At 59.8% G+C, this 24479-nt stretch carries 30 protein-coding genes and 2 riboswitches; of the genes, 2 read left to right on the top strand and 28 right to left on the bottom strand.

Annotated elements, in window-relative coordinates:
• Positions 1–119 precede the first annotated feature (119 nt).
• From B7E11_RS05525 to upp, 14 genes are all read right to left on the bottom strand, one after another.
• Positions 120–1118, bottom strand: coding sequence for a YpdA family putative bacillithiol disulfide reductase (locus B7E11_RS05525; protein ID WP_080832604.1), 999 nt, complete (start codon positions 1116–1118; stop codon positions 120–122).
• A 94-nt stretch (positions 1119–1212) separates the two neighbouring features.
• The gene (locus B7E11_RS05530) at positions 1213–1614 is read right to left on the bottom strand and encodes a F0F1 ATP synthase subunit epsilon (RefSeq protein ID WP_080832605.1); all 402 of its coding nucleotides are present in this window, start codon (positions 1612–1614) and stop codon (positions 1213–1215) included.
• Between the two features lie 23 nt (positions 1615–1637).
• Entirely contained in the window at positions 1638–3044 is a 1407-nt protein-coding gene (atpD, locus tag B7E11_RS05535) for a F0F1 ATP synthase subunit beta (RefSeq protein ID WP_080832606.1), read from the bottom strand.
• A gap of 24 nt (positions 3045–3068) precedes the next feature.
• A complete protein-coding gene (gene atpG, locus B7E11_RS05540; protein WP_080832607.1) occupies positions 3069–3941 on the bottom strand; it encodes an ATP synthase F1 subunit gamma in 873 nt (290 codons plus the stop codon).
• Between the two features lie 75 nt (positions 3942–4016).
• Positions 4017–5531, bottom strand: coding sequence for a F0F1 ATP synthase subunit alpha (atpA, locus tag B7E11_RS05545; protein WP_080832803.1), 1515 nt, complete (start codon positions 5529–5531; stop codon positions 4017–4019).
• Positions 5532–5546: 15 nt separating this feature from the next.
• Entirely contained in the window at positions 5547–6092 is a 546-nt protein-coding gene (locus B7E11_RS05550; protein WP_080832608.1) for a F0F1 ATP synthase subunit delta, read from the bottom strand.
• Positions 6089–6574, bottom strand: a complete 486-nt coding sequence (atpF, locus tag B7E11_RS05555; protein ID WP_080832609.1) for a F0F1 ATP synthase subunit B — start codon at positions 6572–6574, stop codon at positions 6089–6091. Before atpF ends, B7E11_RS05550 begins: the two co-directional genes overlap by 4 nt.
• 96 nt (positions 6575–6670) lie before the next feature.
• The gene (gene atpE, locus B7E11_RS05560; protein WP_080832610.1) at positions 6671–6886 is read right to left on the bottom strand and encodes a F0F1 ATP synthase subunit C; all 216 of its coding nucleotides are present in this window, start codon (positions 6884–6886) and stop codon (positions 6671–6673) included.
• Positions 6887–6971: 85 nt separating this feature from the next.
• Positions 6972–7739 carry a F0F1 ATP synthase subunit A gene (gene atpB, locus B7E11_RS05565; protein WP_080832611.1) on the bottom strand — a complete coding sequence of 256 codons (768 nt, stop codon included), beginning with the start codon at positions 7737–7739 and terminating at the stop codon, positions 6972–6974.
• A gap of 24 nt (positions 7740–7763) precedes the next feature.
• Positions 7764–8138: an ATP synthase subunit I gene (locus B7E11_RS05570; protein ID WP_080832612.1), complete on the bottom strand. Its 375-nt coding sequence runs from the start codon at positions 8136–8138 to the stop codon at positions 7764–7766.
• Complete coding sequence (locus tag B7E11_RS05575; protein WP_080832613.1) at positions 8131–8355, bottom strand: AtpZ/AtpI family protein; 225 nt, start codon at positions 8353–8355, stop codon at positions 8131–8133. Before B7E11_RS05575 ends, B7E11_RS05570 begins: the two co-directional genes overlap by 8 nt.
• A gap of 30 nt (positions 8356–8385) precedes the next feature.
• Positions 8386–8631, bottom strand: a complete 246-nt coding sequence (locus B7E11_RS05580) for a hypothetical protein (RefSeq protein ID WP_080832614.1) — start codon at positions 8629–8631, stop codon at positions 8386–8388.
• A 530-nt stretch (positions 8632–9161) separates the two neighbouring features.
• Positions 9162–10307, bottom strand: a complete 1146-nt coding sequence (wecB, locus tag B7E11_RS05590; protein WP_080832616.1) for a non-hydrolyzing UDP-N-acetylglucosamine 2-epimerase — start codon at positions 10305–10307, stop codon at positions 9162–9164.
• Positions 10308–10349: 42 nt separating this feature from the next.
• On the bottom strand, positions 10350–10979 hold the full coding sequence (gene upp, locus B7E11_RS05595; protein ID WP_080832617.1) for a uracil phosphoribosyltransferase: 630 nt from the start codon (positions 10977–10979) through the stop codon (positions 10350–10352).
• A gap of 181 nt (positions 10980–11160) precedes the next feature.
• Between upp and B7E11_RS05600 the strand changes: the two genes are divergently transcribed.
• Both B7E11_RS05600 and B7E11_RS05605 read left to right on the top strand, forming a co-directional pair.
• Positions 11161–11469 carry an LSm family protein gene (locus tag B7E11_RS05600; protein WP_080832618.1) on the top strand — a complete coding sequence of 103 codons (309 nt, stop codon included), beginning with the start codon at positions 11161–11163 and terminating at the stop codon, positions 11467–11469.
• A gap of 196 nt (positions 11470–11665) precedes the next feature.
• On the top strand, positions 11666–12961 hold the full coding sequence (locus B7E11_RS05605) for an MFS transporter (RefSeq protein ID WP_080832619.1): 1296 nt from the start codon (positions 11666–11668) through the stop codon (positions 12959–12961).
• 73 nt (positions 12962–13034) lie between these two features.
• Here B7E11_RS05605 and B7E11_RS05610 read toward each other — a convergent pair whose 3' ends face one another.
• From B7E11_RS05610 to B7E11_RS05675, 14 genes are all read right to left on the bottom strand, one after another.
• Positions 13035–13814, bottom strand: coding sequence for a DUF4247 domain-containing protein (locus tag B7E11_RS05610; RefSeq protein ID WP_080832620.1), 780 nt, complete (start codon positions 13812–13814; stop codon positions 13035–13037).
• Complete coding sequence (locus B7E11_RS05615) at positions 13811–14326, bottom strand: DUF4178 domain-containing protein (RefSeq protein WP_080832621.1); 516 nt, start codon at positions 14324–14326, stop codon at positions 13811–13813. The genes B7E11_RS05610 and B7E11_RS05615 overlap by 4 nt, the downstream gene beginning before the upstream one ends.
• Positions 14327–14351: 25 nt before the next feature.
• Complete coding sequence (locus B7E11_RS05620; RefSeq protein ID WP_080832622.1) at positions 14352–14756, bottom strand: DUF350 domain-containing protein; 405 nt, start codon at positions 14754–14756, stop codon at positions 14352–14354.
• A gap of 91 nt (positions 14757–14847) precedes the next feature.
• Positions 14848–15513 carry a PspA/IM30 family protein gene (locus B7E11_RS05625; RefSeq protein WP_080832623.1) on the bottom strand — a complete coding sequence of 222 codons (666 nt, stop codon included), beginning with the start codon at positions 15511–15513 and terminating at the stop codon, positions 14848–14850.
• Between the two features lie 159 nt (positions 15514–15672).
• Positions 15673–16827, bottom strand: a complete 1155-nt coding sequence (locus tag B7E11_RS05630) for a KamA family radical SAM protein (RefSeq protein WP_080832624.1) — start codon at positions 16825–16827, stop codon at positions 15673–15675.
• 154 nt (positions 16828–16981) lie between these two features.
• A riboswitch (cyclic di-AMP (ydaO/yuaA leader) is annotated at positions 16982–17127 on the bottom strand.
• 62 nt (positions 17128–17189) lie between these two features.
• Positions 17190–17798, bottom strand: a complete 609-nt coding sequence (locus B7E11_RS05635) for a DedA family protein (RefSeq protein ID WP_080832625.1) — start codon at positions 17796–17798, stop codon at positions 17190–17192.
• Positions 17799–17822: 24 nt separating this feature from the next.
• Entirely contained in the window at positions 17823–18464 is a 642-nt protein-coding gene (locus tag B7E11_RS05640) for a permease prefix domain 1-containing protein (protein ID WP_080832626.1), read from the bottom strand.
• A gap of 15 nt (positions 18465–18479) precedes the next feature.
• Complete coding sequence (locus B7E11_RS05645; protein ID WP_080832627.1) at positions 18480–18794, bottom strand: PadR family transcriptional regulator; 315 nt, start codon at positions 18792–18794, stop codon at positions 18480–18482.
• A gap of 550 nt (positions 18795–19344) precedes the next feature.
• On the bottom strand, positions 19345–20592 hold the full coding sequence (locus B7E11_RS05650) for a serine hydroxymethyltransferase (protein ID WP_080832628.1): 1248 nt from the start codon (positions 20590–20592) through the stop codon (positions 19345–19347).
• 83 nt (positions 20593–20675) lie between these two features.
• Positions 20676–21362 carry a TIGR01440 family protein gene (locus tag B7E11_RS05655; RefSeq protein WP_245809631.1) on the bottom strand — a complete coding sequence of 229 codons (687 nt, stop codon included), beginning with the start codon at positions 21360–21362 and terminating at the stop codon, positions 20676–20678.
• Between the two features lie 40 nt (positions 21363–21402).
• Positions 21403–21861: a ribose 5-phosphate isomerase B gene (gene rpiB, locus B7E11_RS05660; protein ID WP_080832629.1), complete on the bottom strand. Its 459-nt coding sequence runs from the start codon at positions 21859–21861 to the stop codon at positions 21403–21405.
• Positions 21862–21953: 92 nt separating this feature from the next.
• A riboswitch (ZMP/ZTP riboswitch) is annotated at positions 21954–22034 on the bottom strand.
• A gap of 40 nt (positions 22035–22074) precedes the next feature.
• Positions 22075–22656, bottom strand: coding sequence for a low molecular weight protein arginine phosphatase (locus B7E11_RS05665; protein WP_080832630.1), 582 nt, complete (start codon positions 22654–22656; stop codon positions 22075–22077).
• 48 nt (positions 22657–22704) lie between these two features.
• Positions 22705–23265, bottom strand: coding sequence for a manganese efflux pump MntP (locus B7E11_RS05670; RefSeq protein ID WP_080832631.1), 561 nt, complete (start codon positions 23263–23265; stop codon positions 22705–22707).
• Positions 23266–23371: 106 nt separating this feature from the next.
• Entirely contained in the window at positions 23372–24469 is a 1098-nt protein-coding gene (locus B7E11_RS05675) for an L-threonylcarbamoyladenylate synthase (RefSeq protein WP_080832632.1), read from the bottom strand.
• Positions 24470–24479: the final 10 nt, after the last annotated feature.

The raw sequence follows: 24479 nt of genomic DNA on the forward strand, positions 1-24479 counted from the left end.
ACAGTATACCTTCGCCAGTTTAAAATCGGGTAAAAAATGCCGATTTTCCTAGGCATAAAGACGGATTTTTGCAAAAAAAGCCGGCCATCCTTTCGCGAAGAATGACCGGCAGCCCAAGCTTATCCGTTCGGATCGATTTTCCCTGCCAAATGCGCGGCGATTTTGCGCCCGTGGAGCCTTCCGGATTCGATAAAAATTTCGTTCGCGTCGCGTCCGGTCGAAACGACTCCCGCCAAATACAGCCCCGGCACGTTCGTTTCCATCGTTTCCTCGTCATGCGTCGGCGGAATGACGCCGTCCGGCGCTTCGACACCCATCGCCCTCAGAAAGGCGCGGTCCGGCCGAAAGCCGGTTAACGCCAGGACGAAGTCGGTCGGCAGCGTCGTCCGCTCGCGGTCCGGGCTTTCCGAAACCGGCTCGATTTCCGTTTCGGCCGGTCCGATTCGCACGACCCGGCTTTCCAGCAGCAGCGATATTTTCCCCTTGGCGACTTTGCCGTCGAAGATCGGCCGAACCCACGGCTTGATGTTGGCGGAAACCGACGGTCCGCGGTAGACGACGGTGACGGCGGCGCCGACTCTCTCCAGCTCGAGCGCGGCATCGACCGCGGAGTTGCTTCCGCCGATGATGACGACCCGCGTGCCCGCATACGGATGCGCCTCCCGAAAAAAATGGCTCACATGCGGCAAATCCTCGCCCGGAATGCCGATCCGGTTCGGGTGGTCGAAGTAGCCGGTCGCCACGACGACCGCTTGCGCGCGCGTCTCTTTGCGCTCTCCGGCACGCGTGTGCGACACGATCCGAAAGCCGCCGCCCTCCTTGACCACCTCGGTCACTTTCTCATACCTTCGGATCCGGAACGAGCGGCGTTCGGCCACCGTCCGGTAATAATGCAGCGCTTCGAGCCGGGACGGCTTCTCGTTGGGCGTGACGAACGGCACGCCCGCGATTTCCAGCAGCTCCGGCGTGCTGAAAAACTGCATATTGACCGGATAACACGTAATCGAATGAACGATGTTCTCCTTCTCGATAATAAGCGGATCGAATCCCCGGTCCTGCAGCTCGGCGGCGGCCGACAACCCGCACGGACCGGCCCCGATAATGACGACCTGTTCCAACTCTATTCCCTCCTTTGCGAAAACGGAAAAATCGCCGAGAAGCGCGCCCGACAGGGCTTCGCTTCCCGGCGATCGGATATAAGCGATGCGAAAATCAACGTTTGGACGCCGCTTGCAGACGAATCATCGCCCGCTGCAGCGCCAATTCGGCCCGCTTGGCGTCATATTCTTCCTTCTGGCTGGCCAGACGGCGCTCGGCGCGCTCTTTCGCCTGCTGAGCGCGGAACTGATCGATGTCCGAGCCGACTTCGGCCGCTTCGGCCAAAATGACAACTTTTTCCTTGCGGATTTCGACGAAGCCGCCGTGAACGGCAACCCATTCTTCCCGGTTGCCCTTCTTGACTCTGGCCACCGCGATGTTCAGGGGGGACACGAGCGGAATATGATTGGGCAAAATGCCCATCTCGCCGTTTACCCCTTGAACGATCACCATATCGACGTCCTGTTCGTATATTTTCCGTTCGGGCGTAACGATCTCAAGCCGTAAGGTGCTCACCTGTATTCCTCCTTAGCGGCGGATTAGAGCCCTTGTGCGAGCTTTTTCGCCTTCTCGACGGCTTCTTCGATCGTGCCGACGTTGTGGAACGCCGGTTCCGGAAGGTCGTCGTGCTTTCCTTCGAGAATTTCCTTGAAGCTGCGGATCGTTTCCTTGACCGGGACATAAACGCCCGGGATGCCGTTGAACGCTTCGGCGACGTGCAGCGGCTGCGACAGGAACAGCTGAACGCGACGGGCGCGGTGAACGACCTGCTTGTCTTCGTCGGACAGCTCGTCCATCCCGAGAATCGCGATGATATCTTGCAGTTCCTTATAGCGCTGCAGCAGCTTCTTGACGCCTTGCGCTACGTTGTAATGCTCTTCGCCGAGAATTTCCGGAGCGAGAATCCGGGACGAGGACGCCAGCGGGTCGACCGCCGGGAAAATCCCCATAGCCGCGATGTTCCGTTCCAGGTTCGTCGTCGAGTCCAAGTGGGCGAACGCGGTCGCCGGAGCCGGGTCGGTGTAGTCGTCCGCCGGAACGTAAATCGCCTGGATGGACGTGACCGAGCCTTTCTTCGTGGAGGTAATGCGCTCTTGCAATTGGCCCATTTCGGTTGCCAGCGTCGGTTGGTAACCGACCGCGGAAGGCATCCGGCCGAGCAGGGCGGAAACTTCCGAACCCGCTTGGGTAAAGCGGAAGATGTTGTCGATAAACAAAAGAACGTCGCGGCCTTCCTCGTCGCGGAAATATTCCGCCATCGTCAGGCCCGTCAGCGCGATGCGCAGACGCGCGCCCGGAGGCTCGTTCATTTGCCCGAATACCATCGCGGTTTTCGCGATGACGCCGGAGTCGTTCATTTCGTGGTAGAGGTCGTTCCCTTCGCGGGTACGCTCGCCGACGCCGGCGAATACCGAAATCCCGCCGTGCTCCTGCGCGATGTTATGAATAAGCTCCTGCATCGTAACCGTTTTGCCGACGCCTGCGCCGCCGAACAAGCCGACTTTCCCGCCCTTGGCGTACGGCGCGATCAGGTCGATGACCTTGATGCCCGTTTCCAGCATTTCCTGCTGGGTCGACAGGTTTTCGAACGTCGGAGCCTGACGGTGAATCGGATCCTGTTTCGAACGGTCGACTTCGCCCGCCCCGTCGATCGGGTCGCCGAGTACGTTGAATACGCGGCCGAGCGTCGCCGGTCCTACCGGAACCGTGATCGGCTTGCCCGTGTCTACTGCTTCCATGCCCCGAACGAGACCGTCCGTGGAGGACATGGCGATCGCGCGCACGAGATTGTCGCCGAGGTGTCTGGCGGTTTCGACCGTCAGATTGATCTCGCGCTCGCCGGAGTGCTTGATTGTAATGGCGTTGAGAATGTCCGGCAGGTGGCCGTTGTCGAATTCGATGTCGACGACGGGACCCAAAACCTGGACTACGCGTCCCTTGCTCATTCGTGTCCCTCCTAAAGCTTCGAATTATGCCAATGCGTTCGCGCCGCCGACGATTTCCGCGATTTCCTGCGTAATCGCTGCCTGGCGGGCACGGTTATAGTGCAATGTCAGCTGGTCGATCCGTTTCGACGCGTTTTTCGTCGCGCTTCCCATTGCGGTCATCCGCGAGCCGAACTCGCTCGCCTTGTTCTCGATCAGGCCGTTGAAGATGAGCGTTTCCGCGTATTTGGGCAAAAGAACGCCAAGCACGGCCTCCGGGGACGGCTCGTATTCGTAGCTGGCCGTCGGTCCGCCGGACTTGGATTCGAATTGCGACGCGTCGAGCGGCAGCAGCAGCTTGAGCGTCGGAATTTGCGTAATCGCGTTGATGAACTTGTTGTAAACGAGATATACCTCGTCGTACGATCCGTCCTCGAAGCCTTTAACCGCTTCGGACGCGATATGCTTCACGTCGATGAACTTCGGCGAATCCGGAATGCCCGTGACCGCTTCGACGATCGGGTAGTCCCGCCGCGCAAGAAAATCGCGTCCTTTGCTGCCGATCACAAAAATCCCGTACTCGGATTTGGACGCGTGCTTTTCCTTGATCGCGTTCGTCAGCTTCCGCAGAAGGTTGCTGTTCAAGCCTCCGGCAAGCCCGCGGTCCGAAGTGATGACGAGGTAAGCGGTTTTCTTGACCGGACGTTTCTCCAGCATCGGATGGGAAAAGCCGCCCCCGCTCGTCGCGATGCTCGAAACGACTTCCTTCAGCGTGTCCGCGTAAGGACGGCCGGCGAGCGCCGCGTTTTGGGCGCGTCTCAGGTTCGAGGCCGCGACCATCTCCATCGCCTTCGTGATTTGCTTCATGTTCTGCGTGCTCTTGATCTGGCGCTTGATCTCGCGCATGCCTTTAGCCATTCATGTCACCACCTTATTGCCGGGACCGGCCGATTCTGGCCGGCCCCGCTCAGCTTTATCGCGCGTCTTGGGCGCTTAGGACGAAACGGCGAAGCTCTTCTTGAAAGCGCCGATCGCTTCGACGAGCGCCTTGGCGTTGTCGTCGGTCAGATCTTTCGTATCGCGGATGGACGCGAAAATTTCCGGTCGGTTCGCATCCAGGTAAGACAGGAAGCCTTCTTCGAAGCGGCGAACGTCCTGAACCGGAATGTCGTCCGCATGGCCCTTGGTCACGAGGAACAGGGACACGACTTGACGTTCGACGGCCAGCGGCTGGTTGACGCCTTGCTTCAAAATTTCGAGCGTGCGCACGCCGCGGTCGATCCGGGATTGCGTCACTTTATCCATATCGGAGCCGAACGCCGCGAAAGCCGCGAGCTCGCGGTATTGCGCGAGGTCGGTTTTCAGCGTGCCGGCGACCTTTTTCATCGCTTTGATTTGCGCCGAGCTGCCGACCCGGGATACGGAAATGCCGACGTTGACGGCAGGCCGTTGACCGGAGTAGAACAGATCGGATTCAAGGAAGATCTGACCGTCGGTGATCGAGATGACGTTCGTCGGGATATACGCCGAAACGTCGCCCGCTTGCGTCTCGATGAACGGAAGGGCGGTCAGAGATCCGCCTCCGAGCTCGTCGTTCAGCTTCGCCGCGCGCTCGAGCAGACGGGAGTGGAGATAGAAGACGTCGCCCGGGTATGCTTCGCGGCCCGGAGGACGGCGGAGCAGCAAGCTCAGCTCGCGGTACGCGGCCGCTTGCTTGGACAGATCGTCATAGATGATCAGGACGTGCTTGCCCTGGTACATGAAGTACTCGCCCATCGCGCAGCCGGCGTATGGAGCGATATACAGCAGCGGAGAAGGCTCCGATGCGCTTGCGGTCACGACGATCGTGTAGTCGAGCGCGCCTTGTCTGCGGAGCGATTCGACGACGGTACGAACCGTCGATTGCTTTTGGCCGATGGCGACGTAGATGCAGATGACGCCGTTGCCCTTCTGGTTGACGATCGTGTCGATCGCGATCGTCGTTTTGCCCGTTTGGCGGTCGCCGATGATCAGCTCCCGTTGGCCGCGGCCGATCGGGATCATCGAGTCGATCGCCTTGATTCCCGTTTGCATCGGTTCGAATACCGATTTGCGGTCCATGACGCCCGGAGCCGGAGACTCGATCGGGCGAGTCGTCGTCGCGTTGATCGGGCCGTTGCCGTCGACCGGCTCGCCGAGCGCGTTCACGACGCGGCCGAGCAGCGCTTCGCCGACCGGCACTTCCATGATGCGGCCGGTGCGCTTCACTTGGGATCCTTCGCGGATGCCCTTCGTTTGGCCCATGATGACGACGCCGACGTTGTTTTCTTCAAGGTTAAGAGCCATGCCGACGACGCCGCCCTCGAATTCGAGCAGCTCGCCCGCCATACATTTTTCCAAACCGTGCACGCGCGCGATACCGTCGCCGACTTCGATGACCGTACCGACGTCCACGACTTGAATATCGGATTGATATTGTTCGATTTGCTGTTTGATCAGCGTGCTGATCTCTTCGGGCCGGATACTCAATTCGTTCACCCCTGTCTAATTTGCCGAAGTTTGGAGGCTTTTCTCCAGGCGTTCCAGTTTGCCGCGGAGACTGCCGTCGTACAGCGTGTCGCCGATGCGGACCGTCAGTCCCCCGAGCAGAGTCGGATCGACCGTTTCGTTCACCCGCACCGTCTTGCCGAGCAGGGCGCCGAACTTGGCGGCCAGTTGTTCCTTTTCGCCTTCCGTAAGCGGCTTCGGAGTCGCGACGTGGGCTTCCGCCCGGCCGAGCGCTTCTCCGGCAACCTTAACGTAGGCATCCAAAATCGCCGGCAGTTCCGTTTGGCGGTCCCGTTCGATCAGCAAGCTGATCGTATCGAGCACGGCCTGGGACACCGCCTGGCCGAAAATAGCTTTGAACGCTGCGATCTTCTTGCTCGTGTCGATGTTCGGAAACGTCATGAAGGCGCGGAAGTCCGCATTTTGCTTGAGCGCGTCGACAATCGCCTTCAGTTCGGTTTCCGTCTCGGAGACGATCCCCTTTTCCGAGGAAAGGTCGAACAGAGCCTTGGCATATCTCTTCGCTACCGCGGAGCCGCTCATGATTTCGTCCCTACTTCTTTAAGATAATGGTCGACAAGCTCCTGCTGCGCCTTTTCGTCAACCTGCTTCTCGATGATTTTCGAAGCGATCAGAACGGACAGGCCGCTCACTTGCGCCTTCAGCGCGGATACGGCTTTGTTTTTCTCGCTTTCGATTTCCTTGACGGCTTCGTCTTTCAGGCGAACCGCTTCGTTGCGAGCTTGAAGAAGAATTTCCTCGGCCTGCTTGCTGCCGGTCGTCTTGGCCTGGCCGATAATGTCGGCGGCTTCCTGGCGAACCTGCTGCAGCGCCTGCTTTTGCTCTTCGAGCAAACGCTCGGCTTCCGCGCGGTTTTTGGCGGCGCTGTCCATTTGCTCGGCGACGAGCTGGCGGCGCTTCTCCATAATGCCGAACAACGGTCCGAAGGCGTATTTGTTCAACAGCCAGTACAGAATCAAAAACGCCAAAATCGCGATTACTGTCGATTCCCAGTTAAAAGTCATGGTCGCACTCCTTTCCGCACGCTGATCTTTTCGCGGTCAAAAAACATGGCGTGGAGGGCTGAAGCCTTCCCCGCCATAACTTGTTCAGGTATCCGATTAAGCGGCGAAGAATGCGAGGAAGCCGATAACGACGCCGATGATCGGCACGACTTCGACGATACCTACGCCGATAAACATCGTCGTTTGCAGCTTGCTTGCCGCTTCCGGCTGACGCGCGATGCCTTCTACCGTTTTGCTGACGATCATACCGTTACCGAAACCTGCGCCGATTGCGCCAAGACCTACTGCAATTGCTGCTGCCAATACTTCCATTGTGTATTTCCTCCTCAAAAATGGTTGGATATTTTAGAAACCGGCAATGCCGCGGAGCGCTCGCGCCCGTGCGGCGGTTGCGGCCTTAATGCTCGTGCTCGTGTTCCTCGTGAACGATCGATTGCGAAATGTACACCATCGTGAGAATCGTGAACAGGAACGCCTGAATAGCGCCGACAAAAATACTGAAGCCTTGCCATGCCGCCATGAACGGAAGCCCGATCCAGGAAAGCATCAGGATCGTCGTCAGCAGCACTTCGCCCGCGAAAATGTTGGCGAACAGCCGGATCGCCAGCGTAAGCGGCTTGACCAGCGTCTCGATCAGGTTAAGCGGGAAGAAAATCGGGTACGGCTTGAAGTAGTGCGCCAGATAATGCCTGCGGTTCATCTTCAGCCCCAGGGCGTGAATCAGGAAAAAGACGATGAGCGCAAGTCCAGCCGTAACGGACAGGTCCGCCGTCGGCGATTTCCACCAGGCGATCGCGTAATGGCCGTGATGCCCGTCGATGTCTTCCTGCGTGATGCCCAACCAATGGATCGGATGATGAACCTCCGTCACGATCCCGAACGGCAATCCGAGAAGGTTGGAAATGAAGATGAACATGATCAGGGTCATCCCCAGCGCCACAAACTGCTTGACGCGATTGAGCGGCATCGTGCTGGCGATCGTGTTGTGGATGAATTCCACGACCCATTCCATGAAGTTTTGCAGCTTGGACGGGTGTTCGACCGACAAATTCCGCACCGCGAGTCTCGCCAGCACGAAGGTGATGAGCCCCGACACGAAAAGCGCGATGACAGTGGAAAGGTCGATATTCAAACCTGCAACCTTTAGCACGGGAAACTCATGCATAGCTGTGTAGTTCCCCCCCTTTCTTCAGGATTGACGTTTGTTGCTCACGAATGCGCAAAACAACAAAACGATGGGCATAAAGAAACAAGAGAACAGGACGGATGGCAGATGAAACTGGTCCGGAAAGCGGTATGCGGCCATCGTCGCGATCAGAACCGTCGCCAATCGGCTGGCCATCCCCATTCCGACTCTTCGCGGCGGTTCGGAATCGTTTTTGAAAACGGTTCCGATGAAATTCACCCTCCTGCGGAGGAGATAGGAGTTCACCAGACTCGCCGCCACTCCGAGCGTCACTCCCGCGGTGTAAATGCGCCACTCGGGAACGACGGCCCACACGAGCAAGCAGATTGCCAGAAAAAAAAGCGCAAGCCGCGTAGCCCTTTGCAAAATTTCATCCATTTTTGTTCTCCAGAGCTTTCTTGACAAGTAAAATCGCAATCAGGAGTCCGACGATCAGACCCGTGAAAACGCCCGCAATCTTCCAGCCGGAAGAGGAGGGGGCGATCCAACTGCCAATAAAGTAACCCGCCGCCGTACTCAGACCGACCTCGAAGCCCAGCGCTCCGACCAGCGCGAGCGCGTGCCACGGGTTGCCCTCGTTGCCCTTTTTATTCATAGTTTGTACCTCTGCCAGTCCTCATACATTTTATCGAAGTCGCAGAAGGTTTGTCAATTCAAAGAAATCAAAATTTGTGTGAACGCAGCTTTGAAAATTCGCGTCATTACGCGCTTTGCAGCCAACATTAACCATACAGCTTAACTGTATGCTGTATGCCGCCGCTTCGGCGTTGTCCGCAAACTCGACACGATTCGCGGCGGCGGTTCCGGGATAACCGTCCGAACCGCCGCCTTCCGCCGTCGTTTCCATTATTCCCTTGTTAAAAAAATGCATCCCCGCGCGCCTGCCGCCTCGATCCCGCCGCTTGATCGGGGAGCCCTCTTCGCGGGTCTCGTCGTCCGAATTGAGACATCCCTTCGCGAAACCATCGTCTGACCGGGAATACCCTTCGCGAATCCTCCGTCGCCTGATCGAAAACGCCCTTCGCGAGCGCTCCGTCGCCTTCGTTGGATTTCATCCAATCAAGAGCGGCTCTTTTGCGAATATCGCTGCCTTCATTGGATTTTATCCAATCCGGCAACGCTTTTTCTATGAAATCTAGCATAATCCCCGTTTTTCGTTGGATAAAATCCAACGTAGAGCGATATGACACGTCCTTTTCGCCCGCCGATTGGACAAAATCCAACCTGGTCTCGCTCCGGCCGGGCGCACCTTCGAGCTCTTCTCGCGCCGGCCGCTGAATCGCCGGCAAGCGAACCCAAACGCTCTCGACGCCGAAGGCAGCGCGGCGATGCCGGCATTGGCCGGCCAACGCCGGCGAGCCCCTGGCTCGCCGGCCCGCAAACGTCCGGAGCGTCCCGGCGTCAGTTCCCCGCGCGAAACGGCTCCGGTCTTTCCCCGCGCCCGAAGTGGTGCAAAATCGCCTGCGCGATTCGCTTCGAAGCTTGCCCGTCTCCGTACGGATTGGCCGCCTTGCTCATCCGGTCGTAAAGGTTCGAATCGGTGAGCAGCGCCTTCGCCCGTCCGTAAACGGCTTCTTCGTCCGTTCCGGCAAGCTCCAGCGTGCCCGCGTCGACGCCCTCCGGACGCTCCGTCGTGTCGCGGAGGACGAGCACCGGAACGCCGTACGACGGCGCTTCCTCCTGCAAGCCGCCCGAATCGGTCAAAATGAGGTGCGCGTGCGGATAAAAATTGTGCAGCTCCACGACGTCGAGCGGGTCGATCAGCTTGATGCGCGGATGGCCGCCCAAAATCTCCCGCGCCGGCTCCAGCACGGCCGGATTCGGGTGAACCGGGTAGACGACCGCGATATCCTCGAATTCGTCGACCAGCCGCCGGACCGCCCGAAAGACGCGGCGATGCGGCTCGCCTTGCGATTCCCGCCGGTGCGCGGTCATGAGCACGAGCCGTTTGCCGGCGGCCCATTCGAGCACCGGATGGGAAAAGTCGGACTTCACCGTATATTGGAAAACGTCCGTGATCGTGTTGCCCGTAATATAAATATCTTTTTCGGGTTTGTTTTCCTTGCGGAGATTTCCCGCCGACCAGTCCGTCGGGGCGAAGTGCAGGTCGGCCAGCACGCCGGTCAGCTGGCGGTTCATTTCCTCCGGGTACGGCGACAGCTTGTTCCAGGTGCGCAGGCCCGCTTCCACGTGCCCGACCTTGATCTGCTGCATGAACGACGCATAGCTGGCGAGGAACGTCGTCAGCGTATCGCCGTGCACGAGCACGATATCGGGCTTCGCTTCCCGGAGCACCGGCTCCAGCCCCTGCAGCACGCGAATCGAAATGTCGTTCAGCGTCTGGTTCGCCTGCATGATATCGAGGTCGTAGTCCGGCTTGATCCGAAACACTTCAAGCACCTGGTCCAGCATTTGCCGGTGCTGCGCGGTCACGCAGACGATCGGTTCGATCTCCCCGGGATACTTCTGCAGCTCGAGAATGAGAGGCGCCATTTTAATCGCTTCAGGGCGCACCCCGAAGACGGTCATTACTTTTACCGCGCTCACGTTGTTCGATTTCCCCCTCCAAGACCTTTCTTTTCCCCGCGGTTACTTTGTGCCGTAAAGACGGTCGCCCGCATCCCCGAGACCCGGCACGATGTAGCCGTGGTCGTTCAAGCGCTCGTCGAGAGCGGCCACGTAAATGTCGACGTCCGGATGCGCCTTCCGTACCGCTTCCACCCCTTCGGGCGCGGCGATCAGGCAGACGAGCTTCGTCGGGCGGCATCCGCGTTTTTTCAAAATGTCGATCGCCGCGTTCGCCGACCCGCCCGTAGCCAGCATCGGGTCGAGCAAAATGAGCTCGCGCTCCGTCACGTCGGACGGCAAGCTGACGTAATATTCTACGGGCTGCAGCGTCTCCGGGTCGCGGTACAGGCCGATATGGCCGACTTTGGCGGAAGGAAGGAGCTCCAGCATCCCGTCCACCATTCCGAGCCCCGCCCGCAAAATCGGGACCAGGCCGAGCATTCGGCCCGCGATGACGCGGCCCTCCGCTTTCGCGACCGGCGTTTCCACCGTTACCGTCGCAAGCGGAATGTCGCGGGTAATTTCGTAGGCGAGTAAGGTCGACAACTCCTGCACCAGCTCGCGAAATTGCTTCGTGTCTGTATTTTTGTCGCGAAGAAACGTAATTTTATGTTGGATCAGCGGATGATCGCAAACAAAAAGACTGCCCAAAAGATCCCTCTCCTTCTTCCGATCTCACTGCCCGTCCATTATATCATTGTCTCCCCCCGCGCGCACTCCATCCTTCCCGGAGATAAAGGACGAATTTTGCGGGCCGTTCGCCGGACCCGGGCGCGCACCCATTCGCGTCCGGCCGCATAGCATACTGCAACAAGCGCTGGGAGGAATGCTCATGAGCGTCGGCTCGCCGAATAGCGGCCAAACCGTTGTTTACAGGGCGGAACAGCAATGGTGCGATTACGCGAAAAAGACGAGGCAGCGGCTAAGCGATATTTGCGGCAAATGCATGAACCGCCCCGTCCGCGTCCAGACGATCGACGGCCATACGTACGAAGGAACCGTTGTCGGAAGCGACTCCGGACACCTTCACCTGATGGTCCGTCCGATGCCGAACGACTACCGGTTTTTCGGACCGTTCGCCGCGGGCGCCATTATTCCGCTCGTCCTGTACGAACTGCTGGTCATTACGCTGCTCATCTGACGAAAACCGCGTCCGGGCTCGCCGGTTTCGCCCCGCTTCCCGGGCGCGCTTTCCCCGCCCCCGCCGCTTTGGCCGGGCATGCAATTTCTGGTATTGCGATTGCGGTTCATGATTTTCTCCGTTCTGACAAACCTTATGAGAGTTGCTGCAGCGCAGCGCGCCGCCTCGGCAGCTCATCAGCAAAGGAGGAACGGAAATGGCCGATGGAATCCGGCAATCTTCGGCGAGTTTGCGGGACGCGCGGCAGGAGTGGCTGCTCCTTGGAGTGAACGGGCTGTTCGTCAGCGCCAACGCGCTCTCGTCCACTTTCGTCAACGTCTATTTATGGAAAATAAAAAACGACCTCACGATGATCGGCTGGTTTGCCGTCGTCCACCAGATCGTGATGGCTTTGACGTTCTGGCTGGCGGGGAAATGGGTGAAGGAAGGGGACAAGCTTGGCGCGATAAGGATCGGCATCGCCGTTGCCGCCGCCTTTTACGGCCTTGTGCTGCTGCTCGGCCCGAGCGCCGTCCGCTTCATCCCGCTGCTCGGAACGGTGCAGGGCATTTCGTCCGGCTTATTCTGGCTCGCCTACAACATCATTTACTTCGAGGCCACCAACCGCGATTCCCGGGACCGCTTCAACGGCCGGGCGGGTCTCCTGGGCTCGGGATCGAGCATGCTTGCGCCGTGGCTTTCGGGGATCGTCATCGCCCGTCTGGGCGGCACGTACGGCTACCGGCTTATTTTTTCCATATCGGTCGGCGTTTTCATCGCGGGGGTGCTGCTGTCTTTTTTGCTGAAAAGGCGTCCCAGGCTCGGCAGCTACGAGTGGTCGCTCGGCCTCAAGCGCCTGCGGGATCGGAGCAATCCGTGGAGGACCGTCACTCTCGCCATGGTCGCCCAAGGCTTGCGCGAAGGCATCTTCGGCTTTATGATCACGCTGCTTGTGTATATCTCCACCGGAAGCGAGCTTCGTCTGGGCAATTATACGCTGTATACGTCCGCCGTCGGACTCGTCAGCTTCTGGCTCATCGGCCGAATGTACAAGCCCGCGTACCGAAAATGGGGGTTGTTTTCGGGAGCGCTGATGCTCAGCCTGGCGATTTTGCCCCTTTTCTGGAACGACGGATACGCGACGCTGCTCGTCTTCGGGATCGCCACCTCGCTGTTCATGCCGCTTTATACGATACCGGTCGTCTCGTTTGTGTTCGATTTGATCGGCCAGGACAAGGAAAGCGCCGAACGCCGGGTGGAATCGGTCATCACCCGCGAACTCGCCCTCAATGCCGGTCGGTTGATCGGGACGATCGCGTTTATCGCCGTCGTTTCCTACCGTCCCTCTCCGCTCGCGGTCAACTGCCTGCTGCTCGTCTTCGGCAGCTCCCCGCTGCTCGTCTGGTGGCTGCTGCGCGGCAAGCTGGGCCAGCCGGCGGCGCCCGCCCCGTACCGGCGGACAAGGTCCGAAAACCCGGAGCGCCGGCGTTCTCGCCTCCCGAGTCCCGGCTAAAAACACGCAAAAAACCTCCTAATCCGCTTCATGACGGACTAGGAGGCAAGGCGAATCGGCCGCCGGCACCGGGTCACCTTCGCTTGACCCGGCCGAAGCCGCCTATCTTCGTCTTCGGAGCTTTCGACTTCCGGGGTTTCGTCCAGCTCGACGACGACTTGCCGCTGCTGCCGCTTCCTTCGCTTCCTCTCGTAATGGTTCCCGCGGAGCCCGAGGAAGACGACGAACCGTCGCTCTTTTTGCTGAACAGCCCTCCGGAGCCGACGCCTCCCGTATCTGCGGTCGCGCTTCGCTTGAAAATCGACCCTTTCTTCTCCACGGTCAACGGCGGTGCCGCTTTCGTATCGTTTGCGGTCGGCGCGCGATACGAGCCGCTCGCGGGCGGGTTCGTCGTTTTGCTTGAATATCCCCGATAGTTGCCGTAACTTCTCGTTTTCGAGTCGAAAAGATCGCCGATCAGGCTCGCAAGCAGGTACCCCTCCAGAAAGGACGGGCTGTAATTTTGGCGGACGTACTCGGTGCTGTCCACTTCGACCAGCGTATCGTCGGGTTGATCCGGGTCCTGCTGCACGTGGATGATCTGGTCGGCGTAAACGAGGAACATGCGCTCCGCATCCTCCGCCGACATTTGCTGCGGCTTCTTTTGCTCCGCGAGCGCATTCGCGACTTCGGGCACGGTTTCCCCCGCGGCGCGGTATACGTAGGACGTTTGGTTGCCTTCTCCGCTGACCGACTCGAGCGGATACGTCTGCTCGACGTTGACGCTGCCGCAAGCGGACAAGAGCCCGATCGCAAGGCTGAGGATGACGGCCAGGTTCAAGTACCGCGTCCACCGCGGGAGGGACGCGTTCATTGCGCCGTCCCCCGAAGCCACTCGACATCGGCCGGAAGGACGCTTTCACCCTCGTAAAGCATAAACCGGCCGTCCTGCCACTCGACGCGCAGCAGCTTGCGGTTATCGGATTGATATTGCCACACGTACAGCTCCCCGCCCGTTTCGGAAAAAGGCGTTTGGCCGGCTGCCGAAATCCGGGACGAGTAGCGCTCTTCCAAATGATAATGAATGCCGTCGAGCTCGATTTCGGTCGGCACCTCGTCGATCGAATCGAGCCGCCCGTCAATCGCCGAGTAAAGGCCGAATTGCCGGGTCGCCCGCTCCTCGACGGACAAATAACGGACGGCCGCCCCGTCCCGCAGCGTCAGCCACACCGCATTGCGGCTAAGCGGCTTCGTTCGGCCCGCCACCTGGTACGTGACAAGCGATACTTCGCAAACGTCGCCCGGCCCGAGCGACAGCACGCTTTTTTCCGCTTTCGGCGGCTCCGGCTTGCGAATCAGGTTTTTCACGCGTTTCAACAAGCTCATCGCTGGCAGCCTCCTTTCTTATCCATTATAGGCAGGCTCCGATAATAAGCGCTCCGACCGCATGCAGCGTGCCGGCGATCAGCCCGTGGCCGACGATTCCGTTCTTGACGCCTTCCGCCAAACGCAAATCGCCGATCGCCCCGAGCGCCCATTCGACCACCCGTTCCAGCACGAACAAGATGAGGAAAGATACGACGGACACGAGCAAAGCTTCCGCCAAATGATCGGACGTCGCGATCGAACGGGACAGAATATACCCTTGCGCTCCCAGCTTCATGACAAAGCGAACGATGACGGCGTTGTTCCCCTTCTTCATTTCTTCCATGTCCTTGTACTTCGTCAGCAGGGAGTCGGCCCCCATCAAGACGAACAGCAGAACGGCGCCTGCCGCCGTCCAAATCAGCGTCCCTACGATTTCGTTGAACGTCAACGTTCCGTCTCTCCTTCCGATTGGCGAACTTGCGCATCGGTTTATTCAGGGCGATAAAAAGAAGGAACCCCCTCGAGGGGGGCTTTTACCTTCATTCGTACTTTTTCAGCAGCGCCGCCAACTCGTCTTCGACCTCTTTGTCTTTCCCGAGAGCCGCAATTTCTTCGTCAAGCGACTTGCCTTTCGCGCCGTTGAGCTCCTCGGTCGCTTCGGCGTGGGCTTCCATTTGCATAACCTTGTCTTCCATGCGCTTGAGCCCCGCGAGCGCCGTATCGGAACCGAAGCCCGCCATCGCTTTGTTGATTTCGGCCTGCGCTTTGGCTGCGTTCGCCCGGGCGACGAGCGTTTCGCGGCGGTTTTTCAGGTCGGTGTACTGCTTGCGCATCTCGTCGAGCTTCTCGCGCAGGCGGTCGGCCGAGGCCTTGTTTTGATCGTAGCTTGCCTTGTACTCGGCAGCCTTCTGGGCCGCGGCTTTCTTCTCCTCGAGCGCCCGGCGGGCAAGATCGACGTTCTTCGCCTGAGCGGCGATGTTCGCTTGCTCTTCGCGTTTCTGAACGAGCGCTTCCTGCTCCTCGTACAGCTGCTTGAATTTCTTTTCCAGGGCGATTTGGGCGGCTACCGCTTTCTCCGCGTCCTCCAGATCGTCCTGCATATCGCGCAGGTATTGGTCCGTCATCTTTACCGGATCTTCAGCCTTTTCGATCAATGCGTACACGTTGGACAGCGTCAAGTCGCGAAGCCTTTTGAAAATGGACATATTCGCGTTTCCTCCTTAGGGGGGTTCCCCGTGCCTTATAACCAATAGTACGTGGGGGGAGGACTTTGGTTTCATGCCAGGACGGCCCTTCGACAGAAAAACGGCTTTCTCCGCCGCCGTACGGAGAAAGCCGCCGATCGGAACGACGATTCGCTGCCGTCAATCCGCGATGATGTGGTTGGCCTGACGCCGGGCCGCGTCTCCCGGGCTGTCGTCGAAACGCTTCCCGGGCGCGGCCGTTTCAGGAACCGGCCAATACCGCTCGCTTCCGGGAAGATCGTCGAACCAGACCGCCGAGGGCGGACACTCCAGCATCATGAACTTGCCGTAAGGGTAGTGCTTGGACTGGTGGTATTTCAAGTAAGCCTTGCGGTTTTCGACCGCGAGGATTTCGATTTTGCCGGACGGATGGTTCATCGCCAGCTTCACGCTCTTGCCCGGGACGCTGGTCGAGGCCTTGGCCCCTTCCACAAGCTCGTATACCCGGCCGAGCGGCAGCGAGAAGCGGTTGTCGCGATCCGGCGGATAAATATAAAACCCGTCCGGCGCGACGCCGGCGCCTGCCAGCCGGTCGAGCAGCGACCGGAGCGTTCCCGAACTGTCGTTCACGCCCCTGAGAATCGGCACGTGGCCCATGACGATCGCATGAGCTTCCCGAAGCGCCTGGAAAGCCCGGCTCGCCTCGGGGGTCACCTCGCGCGGATGATGAACCGTCGCCATCACGAAAATACGCCGCTCAGGCTTGGAATATTCGCCGATCAGTTGCAGCAGCGCCTCGTTCTCGCTGATCCGCTTCGGATTGAACAGCGGCAGTTTGGAATGGATGCGAATGACGCGAACGTGATCGATGCGGCAAAGCCGTTCCAGCACGTCGCGAAGCGCCGCGCTCCCGATCGCGAGACCGTCGCCCCCGGCCAGCGCCACGTTGTCGATTTCTTTGCGCCGGGCGATGTAGTCGATTCCCGCCGCGATCTCGGACAGCGCATCCGCGGGCTCGCCCCGCAGCTCGCGCACGCGAACGGCATCCGGCATGCGAAGCAGCGCCGTATTGCGGTAGATGTGCCGGCAGCCCGGCGCGTCGTACCCGGCATCGTCGCAGGATCCGTCCGATCCGCCGCAAATTTTGAGCTGACCGGTCGAAGGAACGATCAATCGCCGCAAAGGATCCGCCGGATCCTTCCAATCGATAAGGCTCATGTAATATTCGTTCAGACGAACGCCTAGCTTGCCGAGAATGGGGGGCAGCGTTCGATTCTCTTGGCCGGGAACGGCTGCGGCGCTGCCGACGTTGTGAAAAGATCTGGACGATGACATCCGAATTCCTCCTTCTCCCAGTGTATAGGCTCCGGCCGGCAGGGGACGCAAAAACCCCTTGCGGCAAGGCGGAAAGCACGCTTAGCCAGCGAGGGGTCGCAAAAGACAGAAAAGACCCTCTGACAGGGTCAATAAGTACGATGTATGCAAGATGCATTGACCCATCCACTGCAGACGAGGTTAGCTGACGGACTCGGGCAAGATGGTACCCTATGACGCCTCATCGGCGCCAATTAGCCCCAAAAGATTGGTTCCCCCGCTTCCCGGCCGTTACGCGCGGGAATTAAGCGTATTATCAGTATACACGGCATCATGAAGAAAGGTCAAAATTTTTTTTGCAAAAAGGCCTGCGCCTTGAAATTTTATGATTTTTTCCGTCTTTTGAACCACCATACGGCGACGGCCAGGCAGCCGAGGGCCAGCAGCGCGTACACGACATTGGAATATACGTCCATGTAACCGACGATCGTCTCCCAGGAAGCCCCCACGGCGGCGCCGATCAGGACGAGGGCGACGTTCCAAATAAGCGAGCCGACGGTCGTCAAAAAAAGAAACAGGCTGAAATTCATCCGGGTGCTTCCGGCGGGGATGGAGATCAGGCTGCGGAGCAGCGGAACCATCCGGCAAAGGAAAACCGTCCATACGCCGTATTTGGCAAACCAGTCGTACGATTTGTGCACGTCGGCGGGAGTCAGCCGCAAGATGCGTCCCCACTTGACGATAATGCGCTCCATCCGGTCGCGGTCGATGATAAAGCCGATGTAGTACAAGAGGACGGCCCCGACGACGGAACCGATCGTGGAGGCGATGACGACGCCTACGACGGTCAGGTTCGTGTAAGTCGTCATAAACCCGCCGAACGTCAAAATCACTTCCGAAGGAATCGGCGGGAAAAGATTTTCAAGCGCGATCAAAAGAAAGACGCCGAAATAGCCGAAATCGTTCATCATATTGGTAATCCAATTTTCCATAGGTTTCTCCCCTTGCTCCGTATACTAGAATAAATGCTTTCGCAACGTTCGATAAATAAAGGCGTCGAGCAGCTTATAGACGAAAAACAGGCAGACGAACGACGCGCCGTAAGCGGCAGCGATCGATTCCGCGAGGAGGATGGCCAGCGATTCGGACGGAAACACCCCCTTCGTCAGTTCGATCAGAAGAACAAGGAGCGCCGCGCATGCTGTCCATCCAAGCAAATAATAGTGAGCGTGCAGTTGAAACAGATCCGTATGCTTGGACAGCCTCAGCAATTCTTTTACCTGAAACTGCGAGATGGCCTCCGCCGTCGCCTGCCGTTCGGATTTTCCCTGACGGATCAAATCCTGCGCGTAATCCTCCAAGTAGTTCCTTAATTCCGCCTTGTCCTCGGCGCCCATCGCCAGCTGTTCCACATACGCTCCGATATCGTTCATCTTCCGGTACATCGCGGCAAGGCGAATGTGGCCGACGTAGTTGACGCCGCTCCACAATACGGCGAGACCGAACGCGACGGCATACCCGACCGCCAGCCAGAACTGATCCTCCGGATTGTCGACGAGGTCGATGTAGCCAACCGCGGCGCAGACGGCCAGGGACACCAGCAAAATCCAGCCGAATTTCAGATCGCCGATGCTGAACGCTTTTCTTAGCCAAACCATGCCCCTTCATTCCCCTCAAATAAATCGACTGACGATTTCGTTGGTCTGGCGCCAATCCTCGATATACTTGTTCAAAAGCGCCCTTCCTTCGTCGGTGATCGAATAATATTTCCGCCTGCCCCCGTGGGTCTGGTCTCCCCAGTAGGAAGATACCGCGCGCTGCTTCTCCAGCCGTTTCAGCGACAAATACAGCGTCGCCTCCTGCAGTTCGAACGCTCCCGCCGTGCGTTCCTTGATCGCCTTGGAAATTTCGTAGCCGTAGTTGTCCTGGTGCTGGATAATCGAAAGGATGAGAAGATCGACGGTCCCCTTCAACATTTCCGTGTTCAAAATGGCGTGCCCCCGCCCAAACATTACTTAATATATTTAGGTACATAGCTATCATAAGGGAAAGTACTTAAAAATGCAAGGTACTTTTTTCGGGCCGCGGTGAAAAAAAGGGGCTGCCCCTTTCGGCCTGTCGCGACCTTGGGACAACCCGATCGAGGGCGGCTTGTTGCGAATGGCAGGTCGAGTTGAGTCGTCACGACTCAACTGGATCGTTCGCGTGCGTGCGGGGCGGCGAGATGAGCCGTGGTTACTCAAATGAGGGCGGCTTGTTTCGCGTGGCGGGTCGAGTTGAGTCGTCACGACTCAACTGGATCGTTCGCGTGCGAGCGGAGGCGGCGAGATGAGTCGTGGTTGCTCAAATGAGGGCGGCTTGTTGCGAATGGCGGGTCGAGTTGAGTCGTCACGACTCAACTGGATCGTTCGCGTGCGTGCGGAGGCGGCGAGATGAGTCATGGTTACTCAAATGAGGGCAGATAGGCTTGCTCGGGCTCTCTGTCACGCGGGTGAAAAAAAGGCGGCCCGCCGGGCCGCCTTTGAGGCATCAATCGAATCAGTATTTCAAATTCGGATAAAGCGGGAATTGCTCCGTCAACTCCGTAACCATCGCGCGCGCCTTGTCCAGAACGGCTGAGTCGTCCTTGTTCTTCAGCGTCAGGGCGATGACCTCGCCGATCGTTTTCATCGCTTCGGCGTCCATGCCGCGCGAAGTGACGGCCGGGGTGCCGATCCGGATGCCGCTCGTGACGAACGGGCTCGTCGGGTCGAACGGGATGGCGTTTTTGTTGACGGTAATGCCGACCGAATCGAGCACGTGCTCGGCATCTTTGCCGGTGATGTTCAGGTTGCGCGTATCCACCAGCATGAGGTGGTTGTCGGTGCCGCCGGACACCAGGTTCAGCCCTTGCGACAGCAGCTCGTCGGCGAGCGCTTTCGCGTTCGCGACGACGTTGGCCGCGTAGTCTTTGAACGAAGGCTGCAGCGCTTCGCCGAGCGCGACCGCCTTGGCCGCGATGATGTGCATGAGCGGGCCGCCCTGCGAACCCGGGAATACCGCTTTGTCGATCGCGGCCGCCCAAGGCTTGCGGGTCAAAATCATGCCGCCGCGCGGTCCGCGCAGCGTTTTGTGCGTCGTCGTCGTCACGAAATGGGCGTGCGGCACCGGGCTCGGATGCTGGCCGCCGGCGACGAGGCCCGCGATGTGCGCCATATCGACCATGAACAGCGCGCCGATGTCGTTGGCGATCTGGCCGAGCGCTTCAAAGTCGATAATCCGCGGGTAGGCGCTGGCGCCGGCCACGATCAGGCGCGGGCGGTGCTTGAACGCCGCTTTGCGCACTTCGTCGTAATCGATCGTGAACGTCTGCTCGTTGACGCCGTAGGCGACGAAGTTGTACAGCAGGCCGGACGCGTTGACCGGGCTTCCGTGCGTCAGGTGGCCGCCGTGGGCCAGGTTCATGCCGAGCACCGTGTCGCCGGGCTGCAGCGCGGCCAAATAAACGGCCATGTTCGCTTGCGCGCCGGAATGCGGCTGTACGTTGACATGCTCCGCTCCGAACAGCTCCTTGGCGCGGTTGCGGGCGATCTCTTCCGGAATGTCGACGTATTCGCAGCCGCCGTAATAGCGTTTGCCCGGATAGCCTTCCGCATACTTGTTCGTAAGCACGGTGCCCATCGTTTCCAGCACGGCTTCGCTGACGATGTTCTCGGAAGCGATCAGTTCCAGGTTATTGCGTTGACGGTTAAGCTCCAGGTTTAACGCATTGACGATTTCCGGATCTTGATTGCGCAATTGTGACATTTTGCATCCTCCTTTGGATTATGGAGCGGTTCGGTTTATAAAAATCGTTGGCGCAGCGCCATCTAGCTTTTTTTAAAAAATGCTCAATCGCAAGTTCGGGAGGCCGAGGAATCGGCCGGCAGTTCGTACACCGCCCGCTCCCCGCCGATCAGCTTGGGCCGGGCGTAGGCCATCGTGACCCGGGCTTCCCCGACCCACGGAACGGACGGGCGAACCGGCACTGCAACCGGACGCAAATGCATGCCGATCAGCGTTTCGCCGATGTCGATGCCCGCATCCGCCTGCACCGCTTCGACCAGACACGGATCGGACAACCGGCGGTACGCGTAAGCCGCCATCGAGCCGCCCGCTTTCGGCACGGGCACCGCGGAAACGATCGTCCACCCTTGAGCCTCGGCCAACGCCCGCTCGGCGACGAGCGCGCGGTTCAAATGCTCGCAGCACTGCCAAAGCGCGTGCAAGCCCGCCCGCTCGCAAACCCGGCGAACCCCTTCGTAAATCTGCTCCGCCACTTCGGCCGCGCCCGCGGTGCCGATGCGCAGGCCGCGCACCTCGCTCGTGCTGACGCCCGCGACCAGCTTCTGTCCCGGACGAAGCTTGCCCGCCGCGACCAGCTCGGCCAGCGCCCGCTCCACCCGGTCCGCCAAAGGCTCGCCGCCGTTTCGCCCGGCTTCGTTTCGTCCGGTTTCCGCCGTCTGTTCCTCCGCCGGCCGCCCCGGTTGCGCGGGCGACCCGGATCCGGACACGGCTTCCGATCCCATTTCCGTCATGCCTCATTCCTCCCCGGCTCGAAGCCGCTTTGCGAATTTATTAGGGATGAAGGGAATACTGCGATTCGATCGCTTTGACCTTGTTGATCCGTCCCGCATGGCGCTCGCCCTGCGAGAACGGCGTTTCCAGCCAAACCCGGACGATTTCTTCCGCCAGGCCCGGGCCGATAATGCGTTCGCCCATCGCCAGCACGTTCGTGTCGTTATGCTCGCGAGTCGCTTTCGCCGAGAACAAGTCGTGAACGAGCGCGCAGCGAATGCCCGGCGTCTTGTTGGCGGCGATCGACATGCCGATGCCGGTTCCGCAAATCAGAATGCCGCGCTCCGCTTCGCCCCTGACGACTTTGTCGCAGACGGGCACGGAATAGTCGGGATAGTCGACCGAATCGGCGCAATTGCAGCCGACGTCGATGATTTCATGGCCTTGCGCCTTGAGAAAAGGCACGATGACGTCCTTCAAGCGATAACCGGCGTGGTCCGCTCCGATCGCGATTTTCATGTAAACAACCTCCTCTTCGTCCAACGTTTATTATACCTAAAAGCTCGAAAAAAGACGAAAAAGAGCAAGGCGCGCGAAAATACGCACGTCTGCTCTTTTGCCCAGGCGACCGGCCGATATTCCGATGCTCCACCGTGGTTACCCCCACATCGTCGCCAGTCACATCGGAACTTGCAACATGTACCTTCATCATACTTGAGGAAACGCAAAAAATCAATCCGTATCCAGCCGGCGAACGACCTGATCGAGCGCTTCCCAAATCTCGTCGGCGCTTCGCTCGTACATTTCCGGCGTACCGCCGTAAGGGTCGGCGATATCCAAATCGGGAAGCCGGCTCGCCAGCTCTTCCAGGCGCTTCCGGTCGGCTTCGGGCAAGCTTTCCCCGAGCGCCTGCCGGACCTGCCAATCGGCATAAAGCCGCTGCGCCTCCGCCAGATCGTTCATGGCGGCCGGTTCGCCGCCCATCGCGAATTCCTTCAGCGTGTACGTCTTGCCGGACGCTTCCGGGTAGCGGGCGACGACGGTTCTCTTGTGTCCGGTCGTCATCGTCAAGATGAGATCGGCCCATCGCGCCGTCTCCCCGTCAAGCGAGGTCGAACCTCCCGGCAACGGCAATTGCCGGTTGATCAAAGCTTGTGCGGCGTGGGGCGAAATCGGCATCCCGTCGATCGTGCTTACGCCGGCGGAACGAACCTCCAGGGGAATCCCCCCTTGTTCGGCCAAGCTTTTCAGCATCGCCTCCGCCATCGGACTGCGGCACGTATTGCCCGTACAGACCAGCAGAATCCGCCTCATCTTCATCCCCTCCTGCACACCCGAGGCCAATTGCCGTACGTACTCATTTTATATCAGAAACATGACGCCGAACGCAAATAAAATGACGCCCCCGAACGCTTCGCCGTACCCGCCGAGCGACCGGCTGATCCGCCTTCCGATCATCAGGCCCAGCACGCTCATCGCTCCTCCGAAAAAACCGAAGGCAAGGACGGTGAACGTCCGGTGAGCCGCGAACATCCCGAGCGAAACGCCGACCGAAAACGAGTCGATGCTGACCGTGAACGCAAACAGAATCATTCCCCAGAAGGTTCGGTGGTTGACCGTCTCGACGGCTTCTCCCCGGAGCGCGCTGTACACCATGTGCCCGCCGAGCAGAAGCAGCAGCGCCCCCGCCGCCGAAGTCGCCACTCCGCCCAGCAGCTCGCTTACGTAATGGCCGGCCCACATGCCCCCTAGCGGCATCAGGACGTGGAAAAGGCCGATTGCCGTGCTGATCTTGAGCACATCGAGCAAACGAACCCCTTTCAGGCCGATCCCGACGCCGAGGGAAAAAGCATCCATGCCCAAAGCGACCGCCATAATTAAAATCGTTAAAATTTGCCCAACGGATGCCGCTTCCATTCCCATCGTCCGTCCCCCTTGCCCACCTTGTCCGCAAATGCCGATATCTCAACATATGCGCATGGACAGGCGAACATGTCCGGGCCGGGATGAAGGGGGACGAGTACGGCAATCAGACGCGAACGATTCGTCCTCCGGAAGCTTTGAGCATCCGGTTCATAAGCGCCGCGCCGATGCCCTTCTCGGGAAAGCTTTCGGCGAAAATCGCCTCGAGGCCTCGCTCGTCGCATTGCCGGAGCGCGGCGTACAGCGTCTGCGCGGCTTGCTCCGGCCGCTCGCGGGAGCCGAGCGTCAGCACGGCGTCCGCGCGGTAGAAGCCGGCATGCTCGGCGCAAGCCAAAATGCCGACCTTGGCCCCGCTTCGCCCGGCGGCATCGGCTGCGTCCTGGACGCCGGAGCGCAGGCGGGCCGGATCGTCCGCCGCGATCAGCGTCATCCGCCCGCGCGGAGCGTAATGGGTGTATTTGACGCCGGGCGAGCGCGGCGCTTCGGAGGCTTCGCTCCCTGCGCCGGTTTCGTTATTCACGCCGCGGTCGCCGCTTGGCCCCTCGCCGGCCGCGACGACTTTCGCGCCTGCGCCCGCCGCCGCCCGCAGCTGTTCCGCCGTCACGCCGCCCGGGCGCAAAACGTGTACGGTCCCGTCCACGACCCGCACGACGGTGGACTCCAGCCCGACGCCGGTCGGACCGCCGTCCAGCACGCCGTCGATGCGCCCGTCGAGGTCCTCCAGCACGTGCCGGGCGAGCGTCGGGCTCGGCCGTCCCGAGCGGTTCGCGCTCGGCGCGGCGATCGGGCATCCCGCCGCGGCGATCAGGCGCCGGGCGAGTTCGTGTCCGGGAACGCGGACCGCGACCGTGTCCAGCCCGGCGGTAACCCGAGCCGACACGGCGCCCGGGCGCACGGGCAGCACGAGCGTAAGCGGGCCGGGCCAAAAGGCGGCCATCAATTTCCTCTCCAGCTCGCCGATCGGGCCCGCCAGGGCGTCGGCGTCCTTCGCGTCGGCCAAATGCACGATCAGCGGATTGTCGGACGGGCGGCCTTTGGCGGCGAATATGCGTTCCGCGGCCTCCACGCTGCGAGCGTCCCCGCCGAGACCGTATACCGTTTCCGTCGGGAAAGCGACAACGCCGCCTGCGGCAAGAGCCGCGGCGGCTTCGCGAATGCCGGCCTCTTCCCGCTCCGGCGGCCAATATATCGTATGCAGCTTCATCGTCGGTTTC

Source organism: Cohnella massiliensis (assembly GCF_900169535.1).
GTDB classification, from domain to species: Bacteria; Bacillota; Bacilli; order Paenibacillales; family Paenibacillaceae; genus Cohnella; species Cohnella algarum.

Excerpts from the sequence above, each read along its gene's own strand:
- B7E11_RS05570 (WP_080832612.1), bottom strand. The coding sequence starts at position 8,138 with ATGGATGAAATTTTGCAAAGGGCTACGCGGCTTGCGCTTTTTTTTCTG.
- atpE (WP_080832610.1), bottom strand. The coding sequence starts at position 6,886 with ATGGAAGTATTGGCAGCAGCAATTGCAGTAGGTCTTGGCGCAATCGGC.
- atpG (WP_080832607.1), bottom strand. The coding sequence starts at position 3,941 with ATGGCTAAAGGCATGCGCGAGATCAAGCGCCAGATCAAGAGCACGCAG.
- B7E11_RS05670 (WP_080832631.1), bottom strand. The coding sequence starts at position 23,265 with ATGGGAATGGAAGCGGCATCCGTTGGGCAAATTTTAACGATTTTAATT.
- B7E11_RS05575 (WP_080832613.1), bottom strand. The coding sequence starts at position 8,355 with ATGAATAAAAAGGGCAACGAGGGCAACCCGTGGCACGCGCTCGCGCTG.
- B7E11_RS05675 (WP_080832632.1), bottom strand. The coding sequence starts at position 24,469 with ATGAAGCTGCATACGATATATTGGCCGCCGGAGCGGGAAGAGGCCGGC.
- rpiB (WP_080832629.1), bottom strand. The coding sequence starts at position 21,861 with ATGAAAATCGCGATCGGAGCGGACCACGCCGGTTATCGCTTGAAGGAC.
- B7E11_RS05610 (WP_080832620.1), bottom strand. The coding sequence starts at position 13,814 with ATGAACGCGTCCCTCCCGCGGTGGACGCGGTACTTGAACCTGGCCGTC.
- atpB (WP_080832611.1), bottom strand. The coding sequence starts at position 7,739 with ATGCATGAGTTTCCCGTGCTAAAGGTTGCAGGTTTGAATATCGACCTT.
- B7E11_RS05635 (WP_080832625.1), bottom strand. The coding sequence starts at position 17,798 with ATGGAAAATTGGATTACCAATATGATGAACGATTTCGGCTATTTCGGC.
- B7E11_RS05625 (WP_080832623.1), bottom strand. The coding sequence starts at position 15,513 with ATGTCCATTTTCAAAAGGCTTCGCGACTTGACGCTGTCCAACGTGTAC.
- atpD (WP_080832606.1), bottom strand. The coding sequence starts at position 3,044 with ATGAGCAAGGGACGCGTAGTCCAGGTTTTGGGTCCCGTCGTCGACATC.
- B7E11_RS05655 (WP_245809631.1), bottom strand. The coding sequence starts at position 21,362 with ATGACGGAAATGGGATCGGAAGCCGTGTCCGGATCCGGGTCGCCCGCG.
- B7E11_RS05630 (WP_080832624.1), bottom strand. The coding sequence starts at position 16,827 with ATGTCATCGTCCAGATCTTTTCACAACGTCGGCAGCGCCGCAGCCGTT.
- B7E11_RS05615 (WP_080832621.1), bottom strand. The coding sequence starts at position 14,326 with ATGAGCTTGTTGAAACGCGTGAAAAACCTGATTCGCAAGCCGGAGCCG.
- B7E11_RS05550 (WP_080832608.1), bottom strand. The coding sequence starts at position 6,092 with ATGAGCGGCTCCGCGGTAGCGAAGAGATATGCCAAGGCTCTGTTCGAC.
- B7E11_RS05650 (WP_080832628.1), bottom strand. The coding sequence starts at position 20,592 with ATGTCACAATTGCGCAATCAAGATCCGGAAATCGTCAATGCGTTAAAC.
- B7E11_RS05665 (WP_080832630.1), bottom strand. The coding sequence starts at position 22,656 with ATGAGGCGGATTCTGCTGGTCTGTACGGGCAATACGTGCCGCAGTCCG.
- B7E11_RS05600 (WP_080832618.1), top strand. The coding sequence starts at position 11,161 with ATGAGCGTCGGCTCGCCGAATAGCGGCCAAACCGTTGTTTACAGGGCG.
- B7E11_RS05580 (WP_080832614.1), bottom strand. The coding sequence starts at position 8,631 with ATGCATTTTTTTAACAAGGGAATAATGGAAACGACGGCGGAAGGCGGC.
- B7E11_RS05640 (WP_080832626.1), bottom strand. The coding sequence starts at position 18,464 with ATGGTTTGGCTAAGAAAAGCGTTCAGCATCGGCGATCTGAAATTCGGC.
- B7E11_RS05605 (WP_080832619.1), top strand. The coding sequence starts at position 11,666 with ATGGCCGATGGAATCCGGCAATCTTCGGCGAGTTTGCGGGACGCGCGG.
- atpF (WP_080832609.1), bottom strand. The coding sequence starts at position 6,574 with ATGACTTTTAACTGGGAATCGACAGTAATCGCGATTTTGGCGTTTTTG.